Origin of the sequence: Streptomyces cynarae, assembly GCF_025642135.1 — a bacterium.
Lineage (GTDB): Bacteria > Actinomycetota > Actinomycetes > Streptomycetales > Streptomycetaceae > Streptomyces > Streptomyces cynarae.
Window position 1 is genome coordinate 6,113,353 of the sequence record NZ_CP106793.1, and the last position, 20,384, is coordinate 6,133,736.

The following is a 20,384-nucleotide window of genomic DNA, read 5'->3' on the forward strand; positions in this document are numbered from 1 at the left end:
TCCCATCGCCGGTCTTCCCTCCAGCGACCTTCCCATTCCGGCCACGCGGTACGGGGTCCGTTCAGTCCCACGACCCCTGCGCCGCGGGCAGCCCCGCCAGTTCCGTCAGGTCCTCGGGGGTCAGCCGCAGCACGGAGGCCGCCGCGTTCTCCGCCACCCACCGCCGCTGTTTGGCGCCTGGGACCGGGACCACGTGGGGGCCCTGGGACAGCACCCAGGACAGGGCCACCTGGGCGGGGGTGACGGCGTCGCCGTGGCGGTGAGCCACCCGGCGCAGGCCCGCCACGATCGGCTGGTTCGCCGCCATCATCTCCGCCGTGAAGCGGGGATGCCGGGCGCGCAGGTCGTCCGGTTCGAAACCCTCGCCCGGGGTCAGCGTGCCGGTCAGGAAGCCGTTGCCGAGCGGCATGGCCGCGAGCAAGCCCACGCCGCGCGCCGCGCACCACGGCAGCAGCGCGTCCAGGGCCTGGGGCGACCACACCGACAGCTCCGCCTCCACCGCGCTCACCGGGAACACCTGCTGCACCCGCTCCAGCTGCCGGATCGTTCCGTCGTACCGCCGCGTCCCGGTCCGCCGCCCTTCGCGCACCCCCACCGCGCACAGCCCCAGCGCCCGCACCTTGCCCGCCCGCACCAGGTCCGCCATCGCGCCCCAGGTCTCCTCGACGGGCACCTCCGGGTCGGCGCGGTGCAGCTGGTAGAGATCGATGACGTCCGTCTGCAGACGGCGCAGCGACGCGTCGCAGGCCCGTTTCACATAGCCGGGGCGGCCGTTGGCCACGATGTGCTGCTCGCCCACCAGCAGCCCCACCTTGGTCGAGACAAAGGCATCGGCGCGCCGCTCCTTCAGGACCCGGCCCAGCAGCAGCTCGTTGGTGAACGGTCCGTACATGTCGGCGGTGTCCAGCAGTGTCATCCCCAGGTCGAGCGCCCGGTGCACCGTCCGCAGCGACTCGTCGCCCCGCTGCCGGGAGGTGGAGTACCCCCAGCTCATCGGCATGCACCCGAGTCCCACGGCCCCCACTTCGAGCGTCGCCGCGCCGATCGTCCTGCGCTCCACCTGGCCGTGTCCTCCTTTGCTGGCACCCCAAACTAACCAATGCGGCGCCGGATCCTTGGCATAGCCTCCTGACCATGACCGACGACGTTTGGCTTCCGTTCCGCACCGACGAGATAGAGGGCCTCCCCGAGGGCCTGGACTACCGCTACTGGGACGGCGGGCAGGACCTTCCCGCCGACCCCGCGGACTGCGTGTTCTACGCCGTGCCGTACATGAAGCGCCAGGACGTCAAGGTCCGGCCGCTGGAGCAGATGCGGAACCTCCAGGTCATCCAGACACTGACGGCCGGCGTCGACGACATCACCGCCCACCTTTCGTCCGTCGTGCCGGGCGTGCGCCTGTGCAACGCGCGCGGAGTGCACGAGGCGAGCACGGCCGAGCTCGCGCTCGCCCTGATCCTCGCCTCGCTGCGCGGCATCCCCGGCTTCGTACGGGCTCAAGCGGAGGAGCGCTGGCAGAGCGGTTTCCATCCCGCGCTCGCCGACAAGTCCGTTCTCATCGTCGGCTACGGCGCGATCGGTGCCGCCATCGAGGACCGGCTCGCACCCTTTGAAGTCGCGCGGGTGGCGCGCGTCGCGCGCCGCGAGCGCAACACAGCGCGCGGCCTTGTGCATCCTCTCTCCCGATTGTCGGAACTTCTTCCCGACGCCGATGTCGTCGTCCTGGTCACCCCGCTCACCGAGGAGACGAAAGGCCTGGTCGACGCGGAGTTCCTGGCCCGGATGAAGGACGGAGCGCTGCTCGTCAACGTGGCGCGTGGCCCGATCGTCGACACCAAGGCCCTGCTGGCCGAGCTGGAGTCCCGCCGTATCACCGCCGCCCTGGACGTCACCGACCCCGAACCGCTGCCCGCAGGCCACCCCCTCTGGCATGCGCCGGGCGTGCTCATCAGCCCTCATGTCGGCGGCCCCACCTCGGCGTTCTGGCCCCGCGCCAAGCGTCTCCTCAGCTCTCAGCTGAACCGTTTCGCACAGGGAGAACCGCTCGAGAACGTCGTCCTGACGACCGGCGGCTGAAAAGGCGCGGCGGGCGCGGGCGTCGGGGCGGGGGGACCCCGCGCACGTCGACGCGGCACACGAATCCAGCCATCGCCGCCACCCGCGCACGCGCCCGCCAACGGTCGCACCACCGGCGCGCACACCGCTTCCGGCGCACCACCCGTCCGCTTCCGGAACGCTCCGCAGTCCCCCGAACGCGGTACGTACCCGCATTCCCCCTGGTCGTCACTGAGAGTAGAGGGACTATGTCCCTGAGTGACGAGACTGGTGTATCGTCCCCGACAGGGCTGCGCCGCGCACCGTTCGGCGCCGGGGACGGAACTTTCAGACATACGAGGGGGGCGACGGGCGATGCACGGCCTATGGACGAACGACCCGACGCGGCGCGGCCGCGGGCGACGACCCTGGCGGACCGCGACGCGCAGACGCGGTCACAGCGCTTACGGCAGCCGTCGTCACCACGCCGGCCACCGTCACCACCCCGGGGACGCCGGCCGCAAGAGGCACGCCCACCCGGCACGCCGGGCCCAGCGGGACCCGGCGCCACGGACCGGGAGGGACCGGTGAGGTCCCCGGGGGTACCGCCGGCCCGCCGTCCGGCACCGGGCGGCCGGGCGCACCCGGCTCCGCAACTCGTCCTGGCCCTGGTGTGCGCGGGATACGCCGTCGGTTCCGCGGTCGACTGGGGCTCCCGGATCCTCGCGCTGATCATGGGCGACTTCGGGTTGAGCGCGGCCGCCGGCACCGCGTCGGTCTCCTGCCTGCTGTACGCCCGCAGCCGCCGCAGCCGCTTTCGACCGGCCTGGCTGCTGTTCGCGCTCTCCTCCGCCATGGCCGCGCTGGGCAACGGCGTCTGGGGCTGGTACGAGGTCGTCCTCGACCGCCCCGTCCCCTCGCCCAGCTGTGCCGACCTGTTCTTCCTCTGCTTCGCCCCACCCGCGATCGTAGGACTGCTCGTGCTCGCCAAAAGGCCCGTCACCAAGGCGGGTTGGGTATGCCTGGCGCTCGACGCGTGGCTGATCGGCGGCTCGCTGCTGACGCTGTCGTGGAGCCTCGCGCTCGCGCAGGCGGCCAAGTTCGACGGGCCGAGCGTGGCGCACACCGCGCTGTCGCTCGCGTACCCGCTGCTGGACATCGCCCTGATCAGCATGGTGGTCGCCCTGCACCTCAGGCGCTCGGCGGTGAACCGCTCCGCGGTCAACACCGCGATCGGGGCACTCGCCCTGACCGTGCTGTGCGACGCCCTGTTCACCTCGCCGCTGCTGCACAGCAGCTACCACTCCGGCCAACTGCTGGACGCGGGCTGGTTCTCCGGCTCCCTGCTCCTCGCCTATGCCCCCTGGGTCGGCGCCCGGCCCGGCCGGATGCCGGACGACGAGCACACGCGCGTGGTGCACGAACACGTCCCCGAGCAGCGGCAGGGCGAGCCCCGGGCCACCGGCCACGAGGAAGGGCACCGGGACCACGACCCGGCTCCCGGGCTCCCGCAGGGACCGGCCCACGACCGGTACCCGGCCTCACCCCCGCCGGACGCCGACCACGACCGGTACCGGGCCACGCGACCGATCGCCGGATCGCTGGCCGCCCTCATGCCCTACCTGGCCGCCGCCGTCTGCACACTGGGGATCCTCTACAACGTCCTCAACGGCCACAGCGTCGACCGCGTGGTGCTCATCACCGCGGGCGCCGTCGTCCTCGCGCTCGTCGTGCGCCAGGGCATCATGCTGCTCGACAACATCACCCTCACCCAGGAACTGGCGCAGAAGGAGAACCACTTCCGCTCCCTGGTGCAGGGCTCCAGCGACGTCATCATGATCGCCGCGCCCGACGGCATCCTGAACTACGTCTCCCCGGCCGCCGCCGGCGTCTACGGCCGGCCCGCCGAGGAACTCGTCGGAACCGAACTCGCCGCGCTCATCCACCCCGACGACCTGGGGTGTGTGGTGCACGAGGTACGGCGTTTCCTCGCCGCCAGCCACACGGAGGAACCGACCACCCGCATCGAGTGCCGCTTCCGCTCCGGCGACGGCGGCTGGCTCAACGTGGAGTCCACCGTCAACCGCCACCAGGGCGGCCTGATCTTCAACAGCCGGGACGTGACCGAGCGGGTGCGCCTGCAGGCCCAGCTGCAGCACAGTGCCGAGCACGACCCGCTCACCGACCTGCCCAACCGCGCCCTGTTCACCAAGCGCGTCCAGCAGGCCCTCGCCGGCCGCCGCTCCTCCGACCGCGGCACCGCCGTCCTGTTCATCGACCTCGACGGCTTCAAGGCCGTCAACGACACCATCGGGCACCAGGCCGGCGACGAACTGCTCGTCCAGGCCGCCCGCAGGCTCCAGGAGTCGGTGCGGCAGGGCGACACCGCCGCGCGCCTCGGCGGCGACGAGTTCGCGGCCCTCATCGTCGGCGACGGCACCCGGGACCGCACCGCCCGCGAGAGGCACATCCTCGAGCTCGCCGACCGGCTGAGGGTCACCCTCTCCCAGCCGTACGAGATCGACGGCAACGATGTCCGGGTGGCCGCCTCCATCGGCGTGGCCTTCGCCGAGCCGGGCCTCGGCGCCGGTGAGCTGCTGCGCAACGCCGACCTCGCCATGTACCGCGCCAAGGCCGCCGGCAAGGGCCGCGTCGAGCTGTACAGGCCCCAGATGCAGCAGGACGTCGTACGCAAGGCCGAGCTGGCCACCCGGCTGCGGGCCGCGCTCGACGAGGGCGAGTTCACCCTGCTGCACCAGCCCGTCGTCTCGCTCGAGGACGGCCGGATCGCGTCCGTCAGCGCCCGGGCGCGCTGGCGGTCCTCCCAGGGCGTGCTCTTCACACCCGACGAGTTCCTGCGTGTCCCGGAGGACAGTGACAAGGCCGCCGAGCTGGGCCGCTGGATCCTCGAGGAGGCCGTACGGCAGGCCGCCGAGCGCGCCGCCGGCGGGCTCGTCGTACCCGTCGCCGTCCGGGTGAGCGCCCGCCGGCTGCTCGACCGCTCCCTGCCGCTCGGTTCCATCGAGGCCCTGCTCACCCGGCACGGTCTGGCCTCCGGCGCCCTGATGATCGAGTTGTCCGGCATCGACCCGCGCATCTCCCTGGAGGAACTGGAACGCAGACTCGGCAACCTCCGCCGGATCGGCGTCCGTATCGCCCTGGACGGCCTCGGCAGCGGCTACGCGGCCATCGCGGCGCTGCGCCGGCTCCCCATCGACGTCCTGAAGCTGGACCGCAACCTCGTCGAGGGGGTCGTCGAGTCGGCGCGGCTGCACAAGATCACCGGTGGGCTGCTGCGCATCGCGGGCGACCTGGGCCTCACCTCCGTCGCCGACGGGGTGGACCTGCCCGAGCAGGTCGTCGCTCTGCGCGCCATGGGCTGCACGCACGGTCAGGGCATGGCATTCTCGGGCCCACTGGACGAGTACCGGCTGCGCCGGGCGCTCACTTCCGGCCACTACCCGGTGCCGCTCGGCCCGGCGGAGCCGGCCTTCGCGGGCGGAGTGAGAGAGCCGAAGGAGCGCGTCGGTGTCGAGAGCGCATGGGGGTCCCCCCGCTCCGGCGAAGCCGAGAGCGGGGGAGCGCGGAGGCCCGAGGGGCTGAGCACGGTCGTGGCCTCGACACCGACCGGGGCACCCCGTAGGTGAACGGCTCAAGGGGAGGGCCGCGGGGGTGTACACCAGTGGCGTGCCTGCCGTTTTCGGAGGCGGGACGGGCCTACGCTCACATAATGAGACTCCCGTCCCACACACTTGACAGTGATGCCGTGCCGGGGGGAGGGTCTGTGCCATGCGCACCCGAATTCTCGTACTTGGACAGCGCGTCGGCTGAGCTGGGACCCACCGGACATGAACCGGAGAACCCAGCGACCACACCCGGCGCGCTCCCCTCGCTTGCCTCACGGCACGAGGGGTTTTTTGTTGCACAGGCACCAGCCGAACAACGCCCAAACCTCGCCAAAACCCTCAGCATCGAGAAGAGAATGCCGATGACCGAGCAGGCCACCGGGGCCCATCACCCGCAGCCGCGGCCCCGATCCGGAGGACAGCAGTCCGCGCCCGAGCACGTCACGGGTGCGCAGTCCCTCATCCGCTCTCTCGAGGAGGTCGGCGCCGACACGGTATTCGGCATTCCGGGTGGTGCCATCCTTCCGGCGTACGACCCGCTGATGGACTCCACGCGGGTGCGCCACGTGCTGGTGCGGCACGAGCAGGGCGCGGGCCACGCGGCCACCGGCTACGCCCAGGCCACCGGCAAGGTCGGCGTCTGCATGGCGACCTCGGGACCGGGAGCCACCAACCTGGTGACCCCGATCGCGGACGCCCACATGGACTCCGTGCCGCTGGTCGCGATCACCGGCCAGGTCGCCTCCAAGGCGATCGGCACCGACGCCTTCCAGGAGGCGGACATCGTCGGCATCACCATGCCGATCACCAAGCACAACTTCCTGGTCACCAAGGCGGAGGACATCCCGCGGGTGATCGCGCAGGCGTTCCACATCGCCTCGACCGGCCGCCCCGGCCCGGTCCTGGTCGACATCGCCAAGGACGCCCTCCAGGCGCGGACCACCTTCTCCTGGCCGCCGGTGATGGACCTGCCCGGCTACCGCCCGGTGACCAAGCCGCACGCCAAGCAGATCCGCGAGGCCGCCAAGCTGATCACCTCCGCCAAGCGGCCCGTCCTGTACGTCGGCGGCGGCGTCCTCAAGGCGCAGGCCACCGCCGAGCTGAAGGTCCTCGCGGAGCTCACCGGGGCGCCCGTCACCACCACGCTGATGGCGCTCGGCGCGTTCCCCGACAGCCACCCGCAGCACCTGGGCATGCCCGGCATGCACGGTTCCGTGGCCGCCGTCACCGCCCTGCAGAAGGCCGACCTGATCGTCGCCCTCGGCGCCCGCTTCGACGACCGCGTCACCGGCAAGCTGGACAGCTTCGCCCCGTACGCCAAGATCGTCCACGCGGACATCGACCCGGCGGAGATCGGCAAGAACCGCGCCGCCGACGTGCCGATCGTCGGGGACGCCCGTGAGGTCATCGCCGACCTGATCCAGGCCGTGCAGAAGGAGCACAGCGAGGGCCACCAGGGCGACTACACCGCCTGGTGGAACGACCTGAACCGCTGGCGCGAGACCTACCCGCTCGGCTACGACCTGCCCGAGAACGGCACGCTCTCCCCGCAGCAGGTCATCGAGCGCATCGGGCAGCTCGCGCCGCAGGGCTCGATCTTCGCCGCGGGCGTCGGCCAGCACCAGATGTGGGCCGCGCACTTCATCCAGTACGAGAAGCCCGCGACCTGGCTGAACTCCGGCGGCGCCGGAACCATGGGCTACGCGGTCCCGGCCGCGATGGGTGCGAAGGCCGGCGCCCCGGACCGAACGGTCTGGGCGATCGACGGCGACGGCTGCTTCCAGATGACCAATCAGGAGCTGACCACCTGCGCCCTGAACAACATCCCGATCAAGGTCGCCATCATCAACAACGGCGCCCTCGGGATGGTCCGCCAGTGGCAGACCCTCTTCTACAACCAGCGGTACTCCAACACGGTGCTGCACTCCGGGCCCGAGGACGTCGATCCGGCGGCCAGGGGAACCCGCGTCCCCGACTTCGTGAAGCTGTCGGAGGCCATGGGCTGCTACGCGATCCGCTGCGAGTCCCCGGACGACCTGGACAAGGTCATCGAAGAGGCGAACTCCATCAACGACCGCCCCGTCGTCGTCGACTTCATCGTCCACGAGGACGCGATGGTGTGGCCGATGGTCGCCGCCGGCACCTCCAACGACGAGATCATGGCCGCTCGGGACGTCCGCCCCGACTTCGGCGACAACGAGGACGACTGAGAGAGAGCTGAGTCGAGAACCATGTCCACCAAGCACACCCTCTCCGTCCTGGTCGAGAACACCCCCGGCATCCTCGCCCGGATCGCCGCCCTGTTCTCCCGCCGCGGCTTCAACATCGACTCCCTCGCGGTCGGAGTCACCGAGCATCCCGACATCTCCCGCATCACCATCGTGGTGAACGTCGAGGACCTGCCCCTTGAGCAGGTGACGAAGCAGCTCAACAAGCTCGTCAACGTGCTGAAGATCGTCGAGCTGGAGCCGTCGCAGGCCGTTCAGCGTGAACTCGTTCTGGTGAAGGTGCGCGCCGACAACGAGACGCGCTCCCAGATCGTGGAGATCGTCCAGCTGTTCCGTGCGAAGACGGTCGACGTCTCCCCGGAGGCCGTCACCATCGAGGCCACCGGGTCCAGCGACAAGCTGTCGGCCATGCTGAAGATGCTGGAGCCGTACGGCATCAAGGAGCTGGTGCAGTCCGGCACGATCGCGATCGGCCGCGGCGCCCGTTCGATCACGGACCGGTCCCTGCGGGCCCTCGACCGGTCGGCGTAAGACGGTGTCCGGGCGGCCGGGGAGAACCGGCCGCCCGTATTCCGAGACCCCGAAACTTCCCTTCCGCCCGCCGTCATACGGTGGGACGCAACACCTGCACTCAAGGAGAGAACCCAAAGTGGCCGAGCTGTTCTACGACGCTGACGCCGACCTGTCCATCATCCAGGGCCGCAAGGTCGCGGTCATCGGCTACGGCAGCCAGGGCCACGCCCACGCGCTGTCGCTGCGCGACTCGGGTGTCGACGTCCGTGTCGGTCTGCACGAGGGCTCGAAGTCCAAGGCGAAGGCCGAGGAGCAGGGCCTGCGCGTGGTGACCCCGGCGGAGGCCGCCGCCGAGGCCGACGTGATCATGATCCTGGTGCCGGACCCGATCCAGGCCCAGGTCTACGAGGAGTCCATCGCCCCGAACCTGAAGGACGGCGACGCGCTGTTCTTCGGCCACGGCTTCAACATCCGCTTCGGCTTCATCAAGCCCCCGGCCGGCGTGGACGTCTGCATGGTCGCCCCGAAGGGCCCGGGCCACCTGGTCCGCCGCCAGTACGAGGAGGGCCGCGGCGTTCCCTGCATCGCCGCCGTCGAGCAGGACGCCACCGGCAACGCCTTCGCGCTCGCCCTGTCGTACGCCAAGGGCATCGGCGGCACCCGCGCAGGCGTCATCAAGACGACCTTCACCGAGGAGACCGAGACCGACTTGTTCGGTGAGCAGGCCGTGCTCTGCGGCGGCACCGCCGCGCTGGTGAAGGCGGGCTTCGAGACGCTGACCGAGGCGGGCTACCAGCCGGAGATCGCCTACTTCGAGTGCCTGCACGAGCTCAAGCTGATCGTCGACCTCATGTACGAGGGCGGCCTGGAGAAGATGCGCTGGTCGATCTCCGAGACCGCCGAGTGGGGCGACTACGTCACCGGCCCGCGCATCATCACCGACGCCACCAAGGCCGAGATGAAGAAGGTCCTCGCCGAGATCCAGGACGGCTCCTTCGCCCAGAACTGGATGGACGAGTACCACGGCGGTCTGAAGAAGTACAACGAGTACAAGAAGCAGGACTCCGAGCACCTGCTGGAGACCACCGGCAAGCAGCTGCGCAAGCTGATGTCGTGGGTGAACGAGGAGGCGTGACCTCTGATGCGGCGGTGCCCTTTGCCGGGGGCGCCGCCGCATTATTCTTGTTGTCCACACCGGCCAGCCACGTCCGGGTGATCCTTCCGCGCAGGCGCAATGCGCCCCTCGCCGCGCCACTAGACTGCTGCACAACAATCGCGTCAGGCCCACAGCGTCGTGCGTCTTCCACGCGGCAAGCACCCCTCCACCGCCAGCGGCCGTCGGGACGGCCGTCCGCATTGGACATGTGAGGACTCACGTGAGCTCGAAACCCGTCGTACTCATCGCTGAAGAGCTGTCGCCCGCGACCGTCGACGCCCTCGGACCCGACTTCGAGATCCGCCACTGCAACGGCGCCGACCGGGCGGAGCTGCTGCCCGCGATCGCCGACGTCGACGCCATCCTGATCCGCTCCGCGACGAAGGTCGACGCCGAGGCCATCGCCGCCGCGAAGAAGCTGAAGGTCGTCGCGCGAGCCGGCGTCGGCCTGGACAACGTGGACGTCTCCGCCGCCACCAAGGCCGGCGTGATGGTCGTCAACGCCCCCACCTCCAACATCGTGACCGCGGCCGAACTGGCCTGCGGTCTGATCATTTCCACCGCCCGCAACATCCCGCAGGCCAACGCGGCGCTGAAGAACGGCGAGTGGAAGCGCAGCAAGTACACCGGCGTCGAGCTCGCCGAGAAGACCCTCGGCGTCGTCGGCCTCGGCCGCATCGGCGCGCTGGTCGCGCAGCGCATGTCCGCGTTCGGCATGAAGGTCGTCGCCTACGACCCCTACGTCCAGCCTGCCCGGGCCGCGCAGATGGGCGTGAAGGTGCTGACCCTGGACGAGCTGCTCGAGGTCTCCGACTTCATCACCGTCCACCTGCCCAAGACCCCCGAGACGCTCGGCCTGATCGGCTCCGAGGCGCTGCACAAGGTCAAGCCGAGCGTGCGCGTCATCAACGCCGCGCGCGGCGGGATCGTCGACGAGGAGGCGCTGTACTCGGCGCTCAAGGAGGGCCGCGTCGCCGGTGCCGGCCTCGACGTGTACGCGAAGGAGCCGTGCACGGACTCCCCGCTGTTCGAGCTCGACCAGGTCGTCTGCACCCCGCACCTCGGCGCCTCCACCGACGAGGCGCAGGAGAAGGCGGGCATCGCGGTCGCCAAGTCGGTACGCCTGGCGCTCGCCGGCGAGCTGGTGCCGGACGCGGTGAACGTCCAGGGCGGTGTCATCGCCGAGGACGTCAAGCCGGGTCTGCCGCTCGCCGAGAAGCTCGGCCGCATCTTCACCGCGCTCGCGGGCGAGGTCGCGGTCCGGCTCGACGTCGAGGTGTACGGCGAGATCACCCAGCACGACGTCAAGGTGCTCGAACTGTCCGCGCTCAAGGGCGTGTTCGAGGACGTCGTGGACGAGACGGTGTCGTACGTGAACGCCCCGCTGTTCGCTCAGGAGCGCGGTGTCGAGGTGCGCCTGACCACCAGCTCCGAGGCCACCGACCACCGCAACGTGGTCACCGTCCGCGGCACGCTCGCCGACGGCGAGGAGGTCTCGGTGTCCGGCACGCTGGCCGGCCCGAAGCACCACCAGAAGATCGTGGCGGTGGGCGACTACGACGTGGACCTGTCGCTCGCCGACCACATGATCGTGCTTCGCTACACGGACCGTCCCGGCGTGGTCGGCACCGTCGGCCGCATCCTCGGCGAGGCCGGCATCAACATCGCGGGCATGCAGGTGGCCCGCGACATCGCCGGCGGCGAGGCCCTCGCGGTCCTCACGGTCGACGACACGGTGCCGCAGAACGTGCTGACGGAGGTCGCGGAGGAGATCGGTGCGACGTCCGCCCGCTCGGTGAACCTGGTCTGACAGCGCTGAACACGACAGCCGGGGCCCGGCCACCTCAGGGTGGCCGGGCCCCGGCTCGTTTCCTGATCCGTCACTCCTCGGTGTCGCGTACGTGGATCCGGTGCAGGCTCGTCGCCGCCAGTACCGCCGCCCCCACCAGGACCACCGCCCCGGCGATCGCGGCCCCGTGCATCCCGGCGGTGAACGCCTCCCGCGCCGCGGCCAGCAGCTCCGCTCCCGCCCGGCCCGGCATCCCGTGGGCCACCGCGAGCGCGCCGCCCAGCGTCTCGTGGGCCGGAGAAGGGGCCGAGGCCGGGATCTCGTGGCGGTAGACCGCCGTACCGATCGAGCCGAGGACCGCCATCCCGAGGGCGCCACCGAACTCCGCACCCGTCTCCAGCAGGGAGGACGCGGAGCCCGCCCGCTCGACGGGGGCCGCGCTCATCGCCAGGTCCGTCATCTGGGAGATGGCGATGACGATCCCGGAGGCGAGGACACCGCAGGCCGCGAGCACCAGCCAGAGGGAGTCGGTACCGGCGAGGACGAGCATTCCGTAGCCGACCGCGGCGATCGTGAACCCGGCCGTGACGACGTAGGCGCGGTTGACGCCCTTCTGCACCAGCTGGGTGGCGATCGGCGCCGCCATGCCGATCGGCACGGAGGGGAGCAGCGCCCACAGCGCGGCCTCCATCGCGCTCTTGCCGAGCACCGACTGCAGATACTGCGTGGTGAAGAAGGCCGAGCCCATCATCCCGAAGGCCGAGATCAGATTGAGGACCACGGCGGGCGCGAAGCCCCGGCCGCGGAACAGGGCGGGGGAGATCATCGGGGAGGCCGTGGTGCGCTGGCGGTACACGAACAGCGCCGCGAACAGCAGGCCCACCGTCACGGCCAGCACGTACTGGACGCGCCAGCCCTCGGCCGGGATCTCCTTCAGGCCGTAGACCACCGGGAGGACCGCCGCCATCGACAGCGGCACGCTGAGCAGGTCGAAGCGGCCGGGCTCGGGGTTCTTCGACTCCGGGAGCAGGAACGGACCGAGGACCAGCAGCAGAACCATCGCCGGCAGGTTGACCAGGAAGACCGAGCCCCACCAGAAGTACTGGACGAGGACGCCGCTCATCACCGAGCCGAGTGCGATGCCGGCCGTCATGATGCCCGACCACAGGCCGATCGCCTTCGCGCGCTGACCGGGGTCGGTGAACATCGTGCGGATCAGCGCCATCGTCGACGGCATGAGGGTCGCGCCGCCGATACCGAGGACGGCGCGGGCCGCGATCAGGGTCTCGGCGCTGTTCGCGTAGGCCGCCAGCAGTGAGGCGCCCCCGAAGGCGGCGGCCCCGAGCAGCAGCAGCCTGCGGCGGCCGATGCGGTCGCCGAGCGAGCCCATCGTCATCAGCAGTCCGGCGAGGACGAAGGCGTAGATGTCGAAGATCCACAGCTGCTGGGTGCTGCTCGGCTCCAGGTCCGCGCTGATCGCGGGGATCGCGAAGTAGAGGACCGAGACGTCCATCGAGACCAGCAGCAGCGGAAGCATCAGGACGCCCAGGGCGGTCCATTCACGGCGGCCGGCGCGGGTTCCGGCGGGCGGCGCGGCCGGGGTCGTGCTCGTCGGGTTCGTCATGCCAGGGACTGTACGGGCGTCTTAAACAGCTGTCTAGTACGCTCGTATAAATCGCTCGTCTAGGACGGCCGTCTGAATCGCGGTAGGGTCGGTGGGCATGGGACATCGTGAGGATCTGCTCGAGGGCGCGAGGCGCTGCCTGCTTCAGAAGGGCTTCCTGCGCACGACGGCGCGCGACATCGTCAAGGAGTCGGGGACCAACCTGGCGTCGATCGGCTACCACTACGGGTCGAAGGACGCGCTGTTGGTGGAGGCCTATGTCTCGCTGATCGAGGAGACAGGGCACCGGTTCGACCCCGGTGGAGAGGCGCAGCAGGCGATGTCCGAGCCCCCCGGGTCGCTGGAGCGCTTCCAGAAGGTCTGGGCGAACATCATCCGTGCGCTGCCCGAGTCACGAGCCATCTTCCTGCTGAGCTTCGAGCTGATCCTCCAGGGCGACCGGCTTCCCGAGGTGCGCAGGCTGATGATCGAGGCGGAGGGGCAGGGCCGCTCCGGGCTTGTGCCGCTGTTCAGCGACATCCCGGAAGCCGATCTCGACGAGGAGACCGTCGAAACCGAGGGCCGCTTCTACCAGACCCTCCTCCAAGGCCTCATGGTGCAGTGGCTCTTCAACCCGGAGACGGCGACCGACGCCGACCAGCTCACCGAGGGGCTGCGCCGCGTCATCGCGGGGACCGCGAAGAGCTGACGCGTCCGTCACCGGGTGGTCAGCACCATCCGGAAGCGGGCGGTGCCGGAGAGCATCTTCTGGTACGCCTCACCCGCCTGGTCCAGGGGCACGGTCTCGACCATCGGGCGGATCCCGTGCAGGGCGCTGAACGCCATGGTGTCCTGCACGTCCTGCGCGGTGCCGGACGGGTGCCCGCGGACGACCCTGCCGCTCATGATCAGCTGGACCGGGCTGATCCCCATGGGATCGACAGACGCGCCGATGACGACCAGTTCGCCGCGGTGCGACAGCCCGTCCACGGTCGCCGTGATGGCCTCGGCGTCGCCGGCGGTGGCCAGGACGACCTTGGCGCCGCCGAGGGACTGCAACGCGTCGGCCACGGAGGTGTCCGCCGTGCTGTCGACGTAGTGATGAGCGCCGAGTTGCTTGGCGAGGTCGGCCTTCTCGGCCCCGCGGGCGATCGCCACCGTCTCGAAGCCCATGGCGGCCGCGTACTGCACCCCCAGATGGCCGAGCCCGCCGATGCCGAGCACGGCGACCAGGTCCCCCGGCCGGGCGGAGCTGCGCCGCAGCCCGTGGAAGGTGGTCACCCCCGCGCAGGCCATGGGCCCGGCGTCGGTCGCCGCCAGCGCGTCGGGGATGCGGGCCAGTGCGTCGGCCGGCGCGATCACCGCCTCGGCGAAGCCCCCGTCGTACGCCCATCCGGGCACCTTCAGGTTCTGGCACACGACGAAGTCGCCCTGCCGGCAGGGCGTGCAGTGGCCGCAACTGCCCCCGAACCAGCCCACAGCCACCCGGTCGCCCATCTGCCAGCCCCGCTCCCGCACTCCCTCGCCGAGCTCCTCGATGCGCCCGGCGATCTCATGCCCGGGCACCACCGGGAACGTGACGCCCGGCAGTCCGGCGTTCACGAAGAAGGCGTCGCTGTGGCAGATCCCGCACGCGTCCACGGCGACCCGTACGTGGCCGGGGCCAGGCTGTGGCACCTCACGCTCGACGACCTCGAACGGACCGCCGGCGGCGGCCGCCTGCGCGACTCGATACGTACTCATGGGCTCTCCCCGGAAACGGGTACGACTGACCCCCCGCAACCCCAGCAGACCAGTTCCGGCCCGATCACGCGCGCCGAAGGAGAGGGAGAAGCGAGCGGATGTTTCTACAGTCGCGCCCCCTTCAGCGCCATGTGCAGCAGCAGACGGTCCTCGCCGTCGTCCAGGTCCAGGCCCGTGAGCTGTTCGACGCGGGAGAGGCGGTAGTACAGGGTCTGGCGGTGGACGCCCAGTTCGGCGGCCGTGCGGCCCGCCTGGCCCGCGCAGTCCAGGAACACCTCGGCGGTGCGGGCCAGTTCGCGGTGGGCGGGGGCCAGCAGGGCGCTGACGGCCGGGTCGTGGGCCGCCTGCGGCGGCAGCGACGTCAGCAGGCGGTACGGGCCGATGGCCGACCACTGGGCGACCGGGCCGAACCGGGGTTCCGCCAAGGCCGCGCGGGCCGCCGACGATGCCTCCTGCCAGGCCGCGCCCAGCTCGGCGAGGCCGTGCCGGGCGCCGGCCACCCCGGCCGCGGAGCCCCGGTCCGGCCCGGTCGCCCCCGCGGCGGAGCCCGCGCCTTGGTGTCCCGCCTCCCGCAGCAGCCGGGTGGCCGCCGTCAGCGCAGGGGTCAGCACGTCCGCCGAGCGCAGCCGCACCAGCAGCGCCAGGCTCTGGCCGGTGGCACCCCACGGCACCGTGCACAGCGCGGTCGCCGCCGGGATCGTCCGGGCCGACGGCGCGTCGTCCGGGTCGGCCGAGGGCCAGGGCGCGACACAGACCACCGTGTGCAGGCCCTCGCCGCGCGCGCCCAGCGCCGTCCGCAACTCGGCCACCGCCATGTCCTGCGGCCAGCCGCGCTCCGCGGTCAGCACCGCGCGCAGCTCACGCGTCACCTCCGCGCCCGCCTGCGCCTCCTCCGCGAGCAGGTCGCCGATCCGCGCCGCGATCTCCATCGCGGCCGACAGCTGTGCCTCGGACGGGCCCGGCTCGTCGGCCAGCAGCCACACATAGCCGAGGACGACACCCCGATGGCGTACCGGCAGACAGATCCTTCCCCGGTACACGCCGGCCTCCGGAGTGGGCGGAATCCGCACCGGCCCGGTGGCGCGCGCGATGCCGAAGCCCTCGAACCACTTCCGCACCGCCGCCGTGGAGCGCCGCGTGAGGATCGAGCGGGTGCGCACGGGGTCGAGGGACGCCTCGTCGAAGTCGCCCTCGCTGTCGTACGCGGCGAAGGCGATCAGCTCGAAGTCCCGGTTCTCCAGGGTCGCCGGGGCGCCGAGCAGCGCGGAGATCTCGTCGACGAGCTCCTGGTAATCGCCGCGCCCAGCCTTGAAAACGTCCGCCACACGTGCATTCTCCCGCATTTTCCCATCCCGCTCATACATCTGTCTGAGATCCAGGGCACGGATGCGTGACAGCTGTCGATGGCCGACGATCGGAGGGATCCTTAGGTTTCACGGTGGTTCTCCGTGCCGTACCCGAATGGTCGGGTCGCGGCCTCTTGCCCGTTCTGTGGAGGTGCCCCGTGCTGGGTCCCGTGATTCTCGCCGCGTCGCGCAGCGACCGGATGCGACGCCTGATCTCGGCGGCCCCGGTGACCAAGCAGGTCGTCGACCGCTTCATCCCGGGCGAGACGGTCGAGGACGTCGTGCCGATCATCCAGGACCTCACCGGCAAGGGGCTGGAGCTGACGATGGACGTCGTCGGCGAGGACATCACGACCCCCGAGCAGGCCGCGGCCGCGCGCGACGCCTACCTTGAGCTGATCGACCGGCTGGAGCCCCTGGAACTGGGCACCCGCGCCGAGATGTCGGTGAAGCTGTCGATGTTCGGCCAGGCGCTGGAGGACGGCCACGAGCTGGCCCTCAAGAACGTCCGTCCGGTCGTCGAGGCGGCCGCCGCGATCGGCACGACGGTCACGCTGGACGCGGAGGACCACACCACCCTCGATTCGATGTTCGCCATCCACGAGGAGCTGCGGAAGGACTTCCCGCAGACGGGCTGCGTCATCCAGGCCTACCTCTTCCGCACCGAGGCCGACGCCCGCCGCCTCGCCGAGAGCGGCAGCCGCGTGCGTATCGTGAAGGGGGCGTACAAGGAGCCCGCGTCGGTGGCGTACCAGAACAAGCACGAGACCGACAAGGCGTACGTCCGCATCCTGAGGACCCTCATGGAGGGCGAGGGATACCCGATGATCGGCTCCCACGACCCGCGCCTGATCTCCGTCGCCCAGGAACTCGCCCACCGCGCCGGGCGCAAGATGGACGAGTACGAGTTCCAGATGCTGTACGGCATCCGCAGCGAGGAGCACCTGCGCCTGGCCGCCGAGGGCCACCGCATGCGCGTCTACACGGCGTACGGCACCGACTGGTACGGCTACTTCATGCGCCGCCTGGCGGAGAAGCCGGCGAACCTGCGCTTCTTCGTCCGCTCGATGGCCACCAAGGGTTGAGCCCGCACCCCCGCTCGCAACACCGCTCACGTCAAGGAGTTACGGAACCCATGGACGCTGTGACCCAGGTCCCCACCCCCGTCAACGAGCCGGTGCACGGCTACGCCCCCGGCTCGCCCGAGCGTGCCCGCCTGGAGGCCAAGCTGAAGGAGCTGGCCGAGAACCCGATCGACCTGCCCTGCACCATCGGCGGCGTCCAGCGCATGGGCGGCGGCGAGGAGCTCCAGGTCGTGCAGCCGCACAACCACAAGTCCGTCCTCGGCACCTACCGCAACGCCACGCGGCAGGACGCCCAGGACGCCATCGACGCCGCGCTCGCCGCCGCGCCCGCCTGGCGCGCGATGTCCTTCGACGACCGCGCCGCGATCATCCTGCGCGCCGCAGAGCTGCTGGCCGGTCCCTGGCGCGAGACGCTGGCCGCCTCCACCATGCTCGGCCAGTCCAAGACCGCCCAGCAGGCCGAGATCGACACCCCGTGCGAGCTGGTCGACTTCTGGCGCTTCAACGTGCACTACGCCCGCCAGATCCTGGCCGAGCAGCCCCCGGCCAACTCCCCGGGCGTGTGGAACCGCCTGGACCACCGCCCGCTGGAGGGCTTCGTCTACGCGATCACGCCGTTCAACTTCAGCGCCATCGCGGGCAACCTGCCCACCGCCCCCGCGCTCATGGGCAACGTCGTGGTGTGGAAGCCGTCCCCGACCCAGACCCATGCCGCCGTCCTGCTGATGCGGCTCCTGGAGGAGGCGGGCCTGCCGAAGGGCGTCATCAACCTCCTCACCGGCGACGGCATCGAGGTCTCCGAGGTCGCTCTGGAGCACCGCGACCTCGCGGGCATCCACTTCACCGGTTCCACCAAGACCTTCCAGTACCTGTGGAAGACGGTCGGCAACAACATCGAGAAGTACCGCTCCTACCCGCGCCTGGTCGGCGAGACCGGCGGCAAGGACTTCGTCGTCGCCCACCCGTCGGCCGACCCCGCGGTCCTGAAGACGGCGCTCACCCGGGGCGCCTTCGAGTACCAGGGCCAGAAGTGCAGCGCCACCTCCCGCGCGTACATCCCGGCTTCGATCTGGAACGACGGCTTCAAGGAGCAGTTCGCGGCCGAGGTCGACGGCATCGGCATGGGCGATGTCACCGACCTGTCGAACTTCATCGGCGCCGTCATCGACGAGCGCGCCTTCGCGAAGAACAAGGCCGCGATCGACCGCGCCAAGGAGGACCCGGCCTGCACGATCGTCGCGGGCGGCTCCTACGACGACTCGGTGGGCTACTTCGTCCGTCCGACCGTCATCGAGTGCAGCGACCCGGAGAACGAGGTGTTCCGCACCGAGTACTTCGGCCCGATCCTCGCGGTCCACGTCTACGAGGACGACAAGTACGACGAGATGCTGACCCAGATGGAGTCGGTCTCGGACTACGCCCTGACGGGCTCGGTCATCGCGAACGACCGCGCTGCGGCGGCGTACACGGCCGAGAGGCTGCGCTACGCGGCCGGCAACTTCTACATCAACGACAAGTCGACCGGCGCCGTGGTCGGCCAGCAGCCCTTCGGCGGCGGCCGTGCCTCCGGCACGAACGACAAGGCGGGCGCCCCCCAGAACCTGCTGCGCTGGACCCTGACCCGCGCGATCAAGGAGACGCTGGTCCCGCCGACGGACTACACGTACCCGCACATGGGCTGACACCCGCGACGGGCGGAACGGGCCGGGTCCCTGTGCGGACCCGGCCCGTTCGCGTGCGTCCCGGGGCAGACTGGCCGCATGATCGATGAGCGGACGGTGACCGCCGACGACGGCGTACACCTGTGGGCGGCGCGGTCGGGCCGGGGCGATCCGCTGATCCTGTGCCACGGTGGGCCCGCCTGTGGGACATGTTGGAGGACGTGGCGGAACTGCTCGGGGACCGGTCCACGGTGGTCCGCTGGGACCAGCGCGGCTGCGGGCGGTCGCAGCAGTGCTCCGGACCCTGGACGAGCGCCCGCTTCGTGGCAGATCTCGACGCCGTACGACGGCGGTTCGGCCTCGACCGCATGGCTCTGCTCGGCCACTCCTGGGGCGCGCAGCCGGCGTTGAGCCACGCGCTGACGCACCCGGAGAGGGTGAGCGCGCTGATCCATGTCTCCGGTACGGGCATCGACTCGGACGACACCTGGCACCCCGCCTATCGTGAGAACTTCCTCGCCGGACTCGGTGAGCAGCCCGAACACCTGCTGCGCCGGCGGGAGTTGACCGACCGCGCCGAGCGCACCGATGAGGAGGACCGGGAGCGGGCCGTCCTGCAGTGGTCGATCGAGTTCGAGGACCGCGAGCGGGCTCTGGAGCACGCCGGACGCATGGCCGATCCCTGGTTCGGCGTCAACGACGAGTGCAACAGGGCCCTCAAGGAGGAGCGAAAGCGCACCTGGGGCACCCCGGAGCTGCACGCCGCCTGCCGAATCCTCGACGTGCCCGTGCTGATCGTCGACGGCGGCCGGGACATCCGTCCGCGTCCGGCGGTCGACTCCCTGGAACGGGCCCTGCCGATGGTGCGGCGGGTGGTCCTGCCCGGCGCCGGTCACATGCCCTGGACAGAGGACCCGCAGGGATTCCGCCAGGCGGTCGCGGACGTGCTGTGACCCGGAGCCCGGAGCGTCGCGCAGGGGAGCGGCAGGTGTGGCGTCGGGCGGGGAGAACGCGACGTGACGAGTGATACTGATCACGTGACAGTCGGAGTCCGTACCGCCCATACCGCCGACCTCGACCCCGCCGAGCTCCGGGCCGTGCGCGCGCTGCTCGATGCGGCGTTCGACGGGGACTACGACGATGACGACTGGGAGCACGCGCTCGGCGGGATGCACGTGCTCGTCAGCGACGAGCAGGGGCTCGCCGCACACGGGTCCGTCATCCAGCGACGCGCCCGGTACCGCAAGCGCTGGCTGCGCGTCGGGTACGTCGAGGGCGTGGGTGTCCGCGCCGACGTGCGGCGCCAGGGGCTCGGCGGGCGTGTCATGGCCGAAGTCGAGCGGATCATCGACCGCGCCTACGACCTCGGTGCGCTCTCCGCCAGCGACGACGGTGCCCCCCTCTACGCCGCCCGCGGCTGGCGGCTCTGGCGCGGCCGCCTGTGCGGCCTCGGCCCCCGCGGTGTCGTCCGTCTGCGTGACGACCAGGACTGCACCTATGTGCGCCCCGCCGCCGCGGGCGACCTCGACTTCAAGCGCAAGCTGGTCTTCGACTGGCGCGACGGTGACGTCCTCTGACCGTCGACGACGGTTTTCCCAGG

General features: G+C 70.8%; 15 protein-coding genes. 11 read left to right on the forward strand and 4 right to left on the reverse strand.

Annotation, left to right across the window (positions count from 1 at the left end; all coding sequences use genetic code 11):
- Positions 1-61: 61 nt before the first annotated feature.
- Complete coding sequence (locus N8I84_RS27880; RefSeq protein WP_263232226.1) at positions 62-1,060, reverse strand: aldo/keto reductase; 999 nt, start codon at positions 1,058-1,060, stop codon at positions 62-64.
- A 74-nt stretch (positions 1,061-1,134) separates the two neighbouring features.
- Between N8I84_RS27880 and N8I84_RS27885 the strand changes: the two genes are divergently transcribed.
- From N8I84_RS27885 to serA, 6 genes are all read left to right on the forward strand, one after another.
- The gene (locus tag N8I84_RS27885; RefSeq protein ID WP_263232227.1) at positions 1,135-2,076 is read left to right on the forward strand and encodes a 2-hydroxyacid dehydrogenase; all 942 of its coding nucleotides are present in this window, start codon (positions 1,135-1,137) and stop codon (positions 2,074-2,076) included.
- Positions 2,077-2,621: 545 nt separating this feature from the next.
- Positions 2,622-5,681 carry a putative bifunctional diguanylate cyclase/phosphodiesterase gene (locus tag N8I84_RS27890; protein WP_390898952.1) on the forward strand — a complete coding sequence of 1,020 codons (3,060 nt, stop codon included), beginning with the start codon at positions 2,622-2,624 and terminating at the stop codon, positions 5,679-5,681.
- A 341-nt stretch (positions 5,682-6,022) separates the two neighbouring features.
- Positions 6,023-7,870, forward strand: a complete 1,848-nt coding sequence (locus tag N8I84_RS27895) for an acetolactate synthase large subunit (protein ID WP_263232228.1) — start codon at positions 6,023-6,025, stop codon at positions 7,868-7,870.
- 21 nt (positions 7,871-7,891) lie between these two features.
- On the forward strand, positions 7,892-8,419 hold the full coding sequence (gene ilvN, locus N8I84_RS27900) for an acetolactate synthase small subunit (RefSeq protein WP_103838036.1): 528 nt from the start codon (positions 7,892-7,894) through the stop codon (positions 8,417-8,419).
- 118 nt (positions 8,420-8,537) lie between these two features.
- Positions 8,538-9,536, forward strand: coding sequence for a ketol-acid reductoisomerase (gene ilvC, locus N8I84_RS27905; protein WP_263232229.1), 999 nt, complete (start codon positions 8,538-8,540; stop codon positions 9,534-9,536).
- A 241-nt stretch (positions 9,537-9,777) separates the two neighbouring features.
- Positions 9,778-11,367 carry a phosphoglycerate dehydrogenase gene (serA, locus tag N8I84_RS27910; RefSeq protein ID WP_200422549.1) on the forward strand — a complete coding sequence of 530 codons (1,590 nt, stop codon included), beginning with the start codon at positions 9,778-9,780 and terminating at the stop codon, positions 11,365-11,367.
- A 70-nt stretch (positions 11,368-11,437) separates the two neighbouring features.
- On the opposite strand, the gene N8I84_RS27915 is transcribed toward serA, so the two are convergent.
- Positions 11,438-12,970 (reverse strand): MFS transporter, encoded by a 1,533-nt coding sequence (locus N8I84_RS27915; RefSeq protein WP_263232230.1) that lies wholly within the window; start codon positions 12,968-12,970, stop codon positions 11,438-11,440.
- Between the two features lie 97 nt (positions 12,971-13,067).
- Here N8I84_RS27915 and N8I84_RS27920 point away from each other — a divergent pair, with 97 nt between their 5' ends.
- A complete protein-coding gene (locus tag N8I84_RS27920) occupies positions 13,068-13,658 on the forward strand; it encodes a TetR/AcrR family transcriptional regulator (protein WP_263232231.1) in 591 nt (196 codons plus the stop codon).
- Positions 13,659-13,666: 8 nt separating this feature from the next.
- Here the strand turns inward: N8I84_RS27920 and N8I84_RS27925 are convergent, their stop codons facing one another.
- Positions 13,667-14,692, reverse strand: coding sequence for an alcohol dehydrogenase (locus N8I84_RS27925; protein WP_263232232.1), 1,026 nt, complete (start codon positions 14,690-14,692; stop codon positions 13,667-13,669).
- Between the two features lie 104 nt (positions 14,693-14,796).
- Positions 14,797-16,035: a PucR family transcriptional regulator gene (locus N8I84_RS27930; protein WP_263232233.1), complete on the reverse strand. Its 1,239-nt coding sequence runs from the start codon at positions 16,033-16,035 to the stop codon at positions 14,797-14,799.
- A gap of 161 nt (positions 16,036-16,196) precedes the next feature.
- Here N8I84_RS27930 and N8I84_RS27935 point away from each other — a divergent pair, with 161 nt between their 5' ends.
- The 4 genes from N8I84_RS27935 (at position 16,197) to N8I84_RS27950 (ending at position 20,361) form a co-directional block, all read left to right on the forward strand.
- Complete coding sequence (locus tag N8I84_RS27935; protein WP_263232234.1) at positions 16,197-17,123, forward strand: proline dehydrogenase family protein; 927 nt, start codon at positions 16,197-16,199, stop codon at positions 17,121-17,123.
- A gap of 50 nt (positions 17,124-17,173) precedes the next feature.
- Positions 17,174-18,805: an L-glutamate gamma-semialdehyde dehydrogenase gene (gene pruA / locus N8I84_RS27940; protein WP_263232235.1), complete on the forward strand. Its 1,632-nt coding sequence runs from the start codon at positions 17,174-17,176 to the stop codon at positions 18,803-18,805.
- A 188-nt stretch (positions 18,806-18,993) separates the two neighbouring features.
- Positions 18,994-19,737: an alpha/beta fold hydrolase gene (locus N8I84_RS27945; RefSeq protein WP_313884295.1), complete on the forward strand. Its 744-nt coding sequence runs from the start codon at positions 18,994-18,996 to the stop codon at positions 19,735-19,737.
- A gap of 84 nt (positions 19,738-19,821) precedes the next feature.
- Positions 19,822-20,361, forward strand: a complete 540-nt coding sequence (locus N8I84_RS27950; protein WP_263232236.1) for a GNAT family N-acetyltransferase — start codon at positions 19,822-19,824, stop codon at positions 20,359-20,361.
- The last annotated feature ends 23 nt before the right edge of the window (positions 20,362-20,384 follow it).

Excerpts from the sequence above, each read along its gene's own strand:
- N8I84_RS27885 (WP_263232227.1), top strand. The coding sequence starts at position 1,135 with ATGACCGACGACGTTTGGCTTCCGTTCCGCACCGACGAGATAGAGGGC.
- N8I84_RS27895 (WP_263232228.1), top strand. The coding sequence starts at position 6,023 with ATGACCGAGCAGGCCACCGGGGCCCATCACCCGCAGCCGCGGCCCCGA.
- ilvN (WP_103838036.1), top strand. The coding sequence starts at position 7,892 with ATGTCCACCAAGCACACCCTCTCCGTCCTGGTCGAGAACACCCCCGGC.
- N8I84_RS27915 (WP_263232230.1), bottom strand. The coding sequence starts at position 12,970 with ATGACGAACCCGACGAGCACGACCCCGGCCGCGCCGCCCGCCGGAACC.
- N8I84_RS27920 (WP_263232231.1), top strand. The coding sequence starts at position 13,068 with ATGGGACATCGTGAGGATCTGCTCGAGGGCGCGAGGCGCTGCCTGCTT.
- N8I84_RS27925 (WP_263232232.1), bottom strand. The coding sequence starts at position 14,692 with ATGAGTACGTATCGAGTCGCGCAGGCGGCCGCCGCCGGCGGTCCGTTC.
- N8I84_RS27930 (WP_263232233.1), bottom strand. The coding sequence starts at position 16,035 with ATGCGGGAGAATGCACGTGTGGCGGACGTTTTCAAGGCTGGGCGCGGC.
- pruA (WP_263232235.1), top strand. The coding sequence starts at position 17,174 with ATGGACGCTGTGACCCAGGTCCCCACCCCCGTCAACGAGCCGGTGCAC.
- N8I84_RS27945 (WP_313884295.1), top strand. The coding sequence starts at position 18,994 with ATGTTGGAGGACGTGGCGGAACTGCTCGGGGACCGGTCCACGGTGGTC.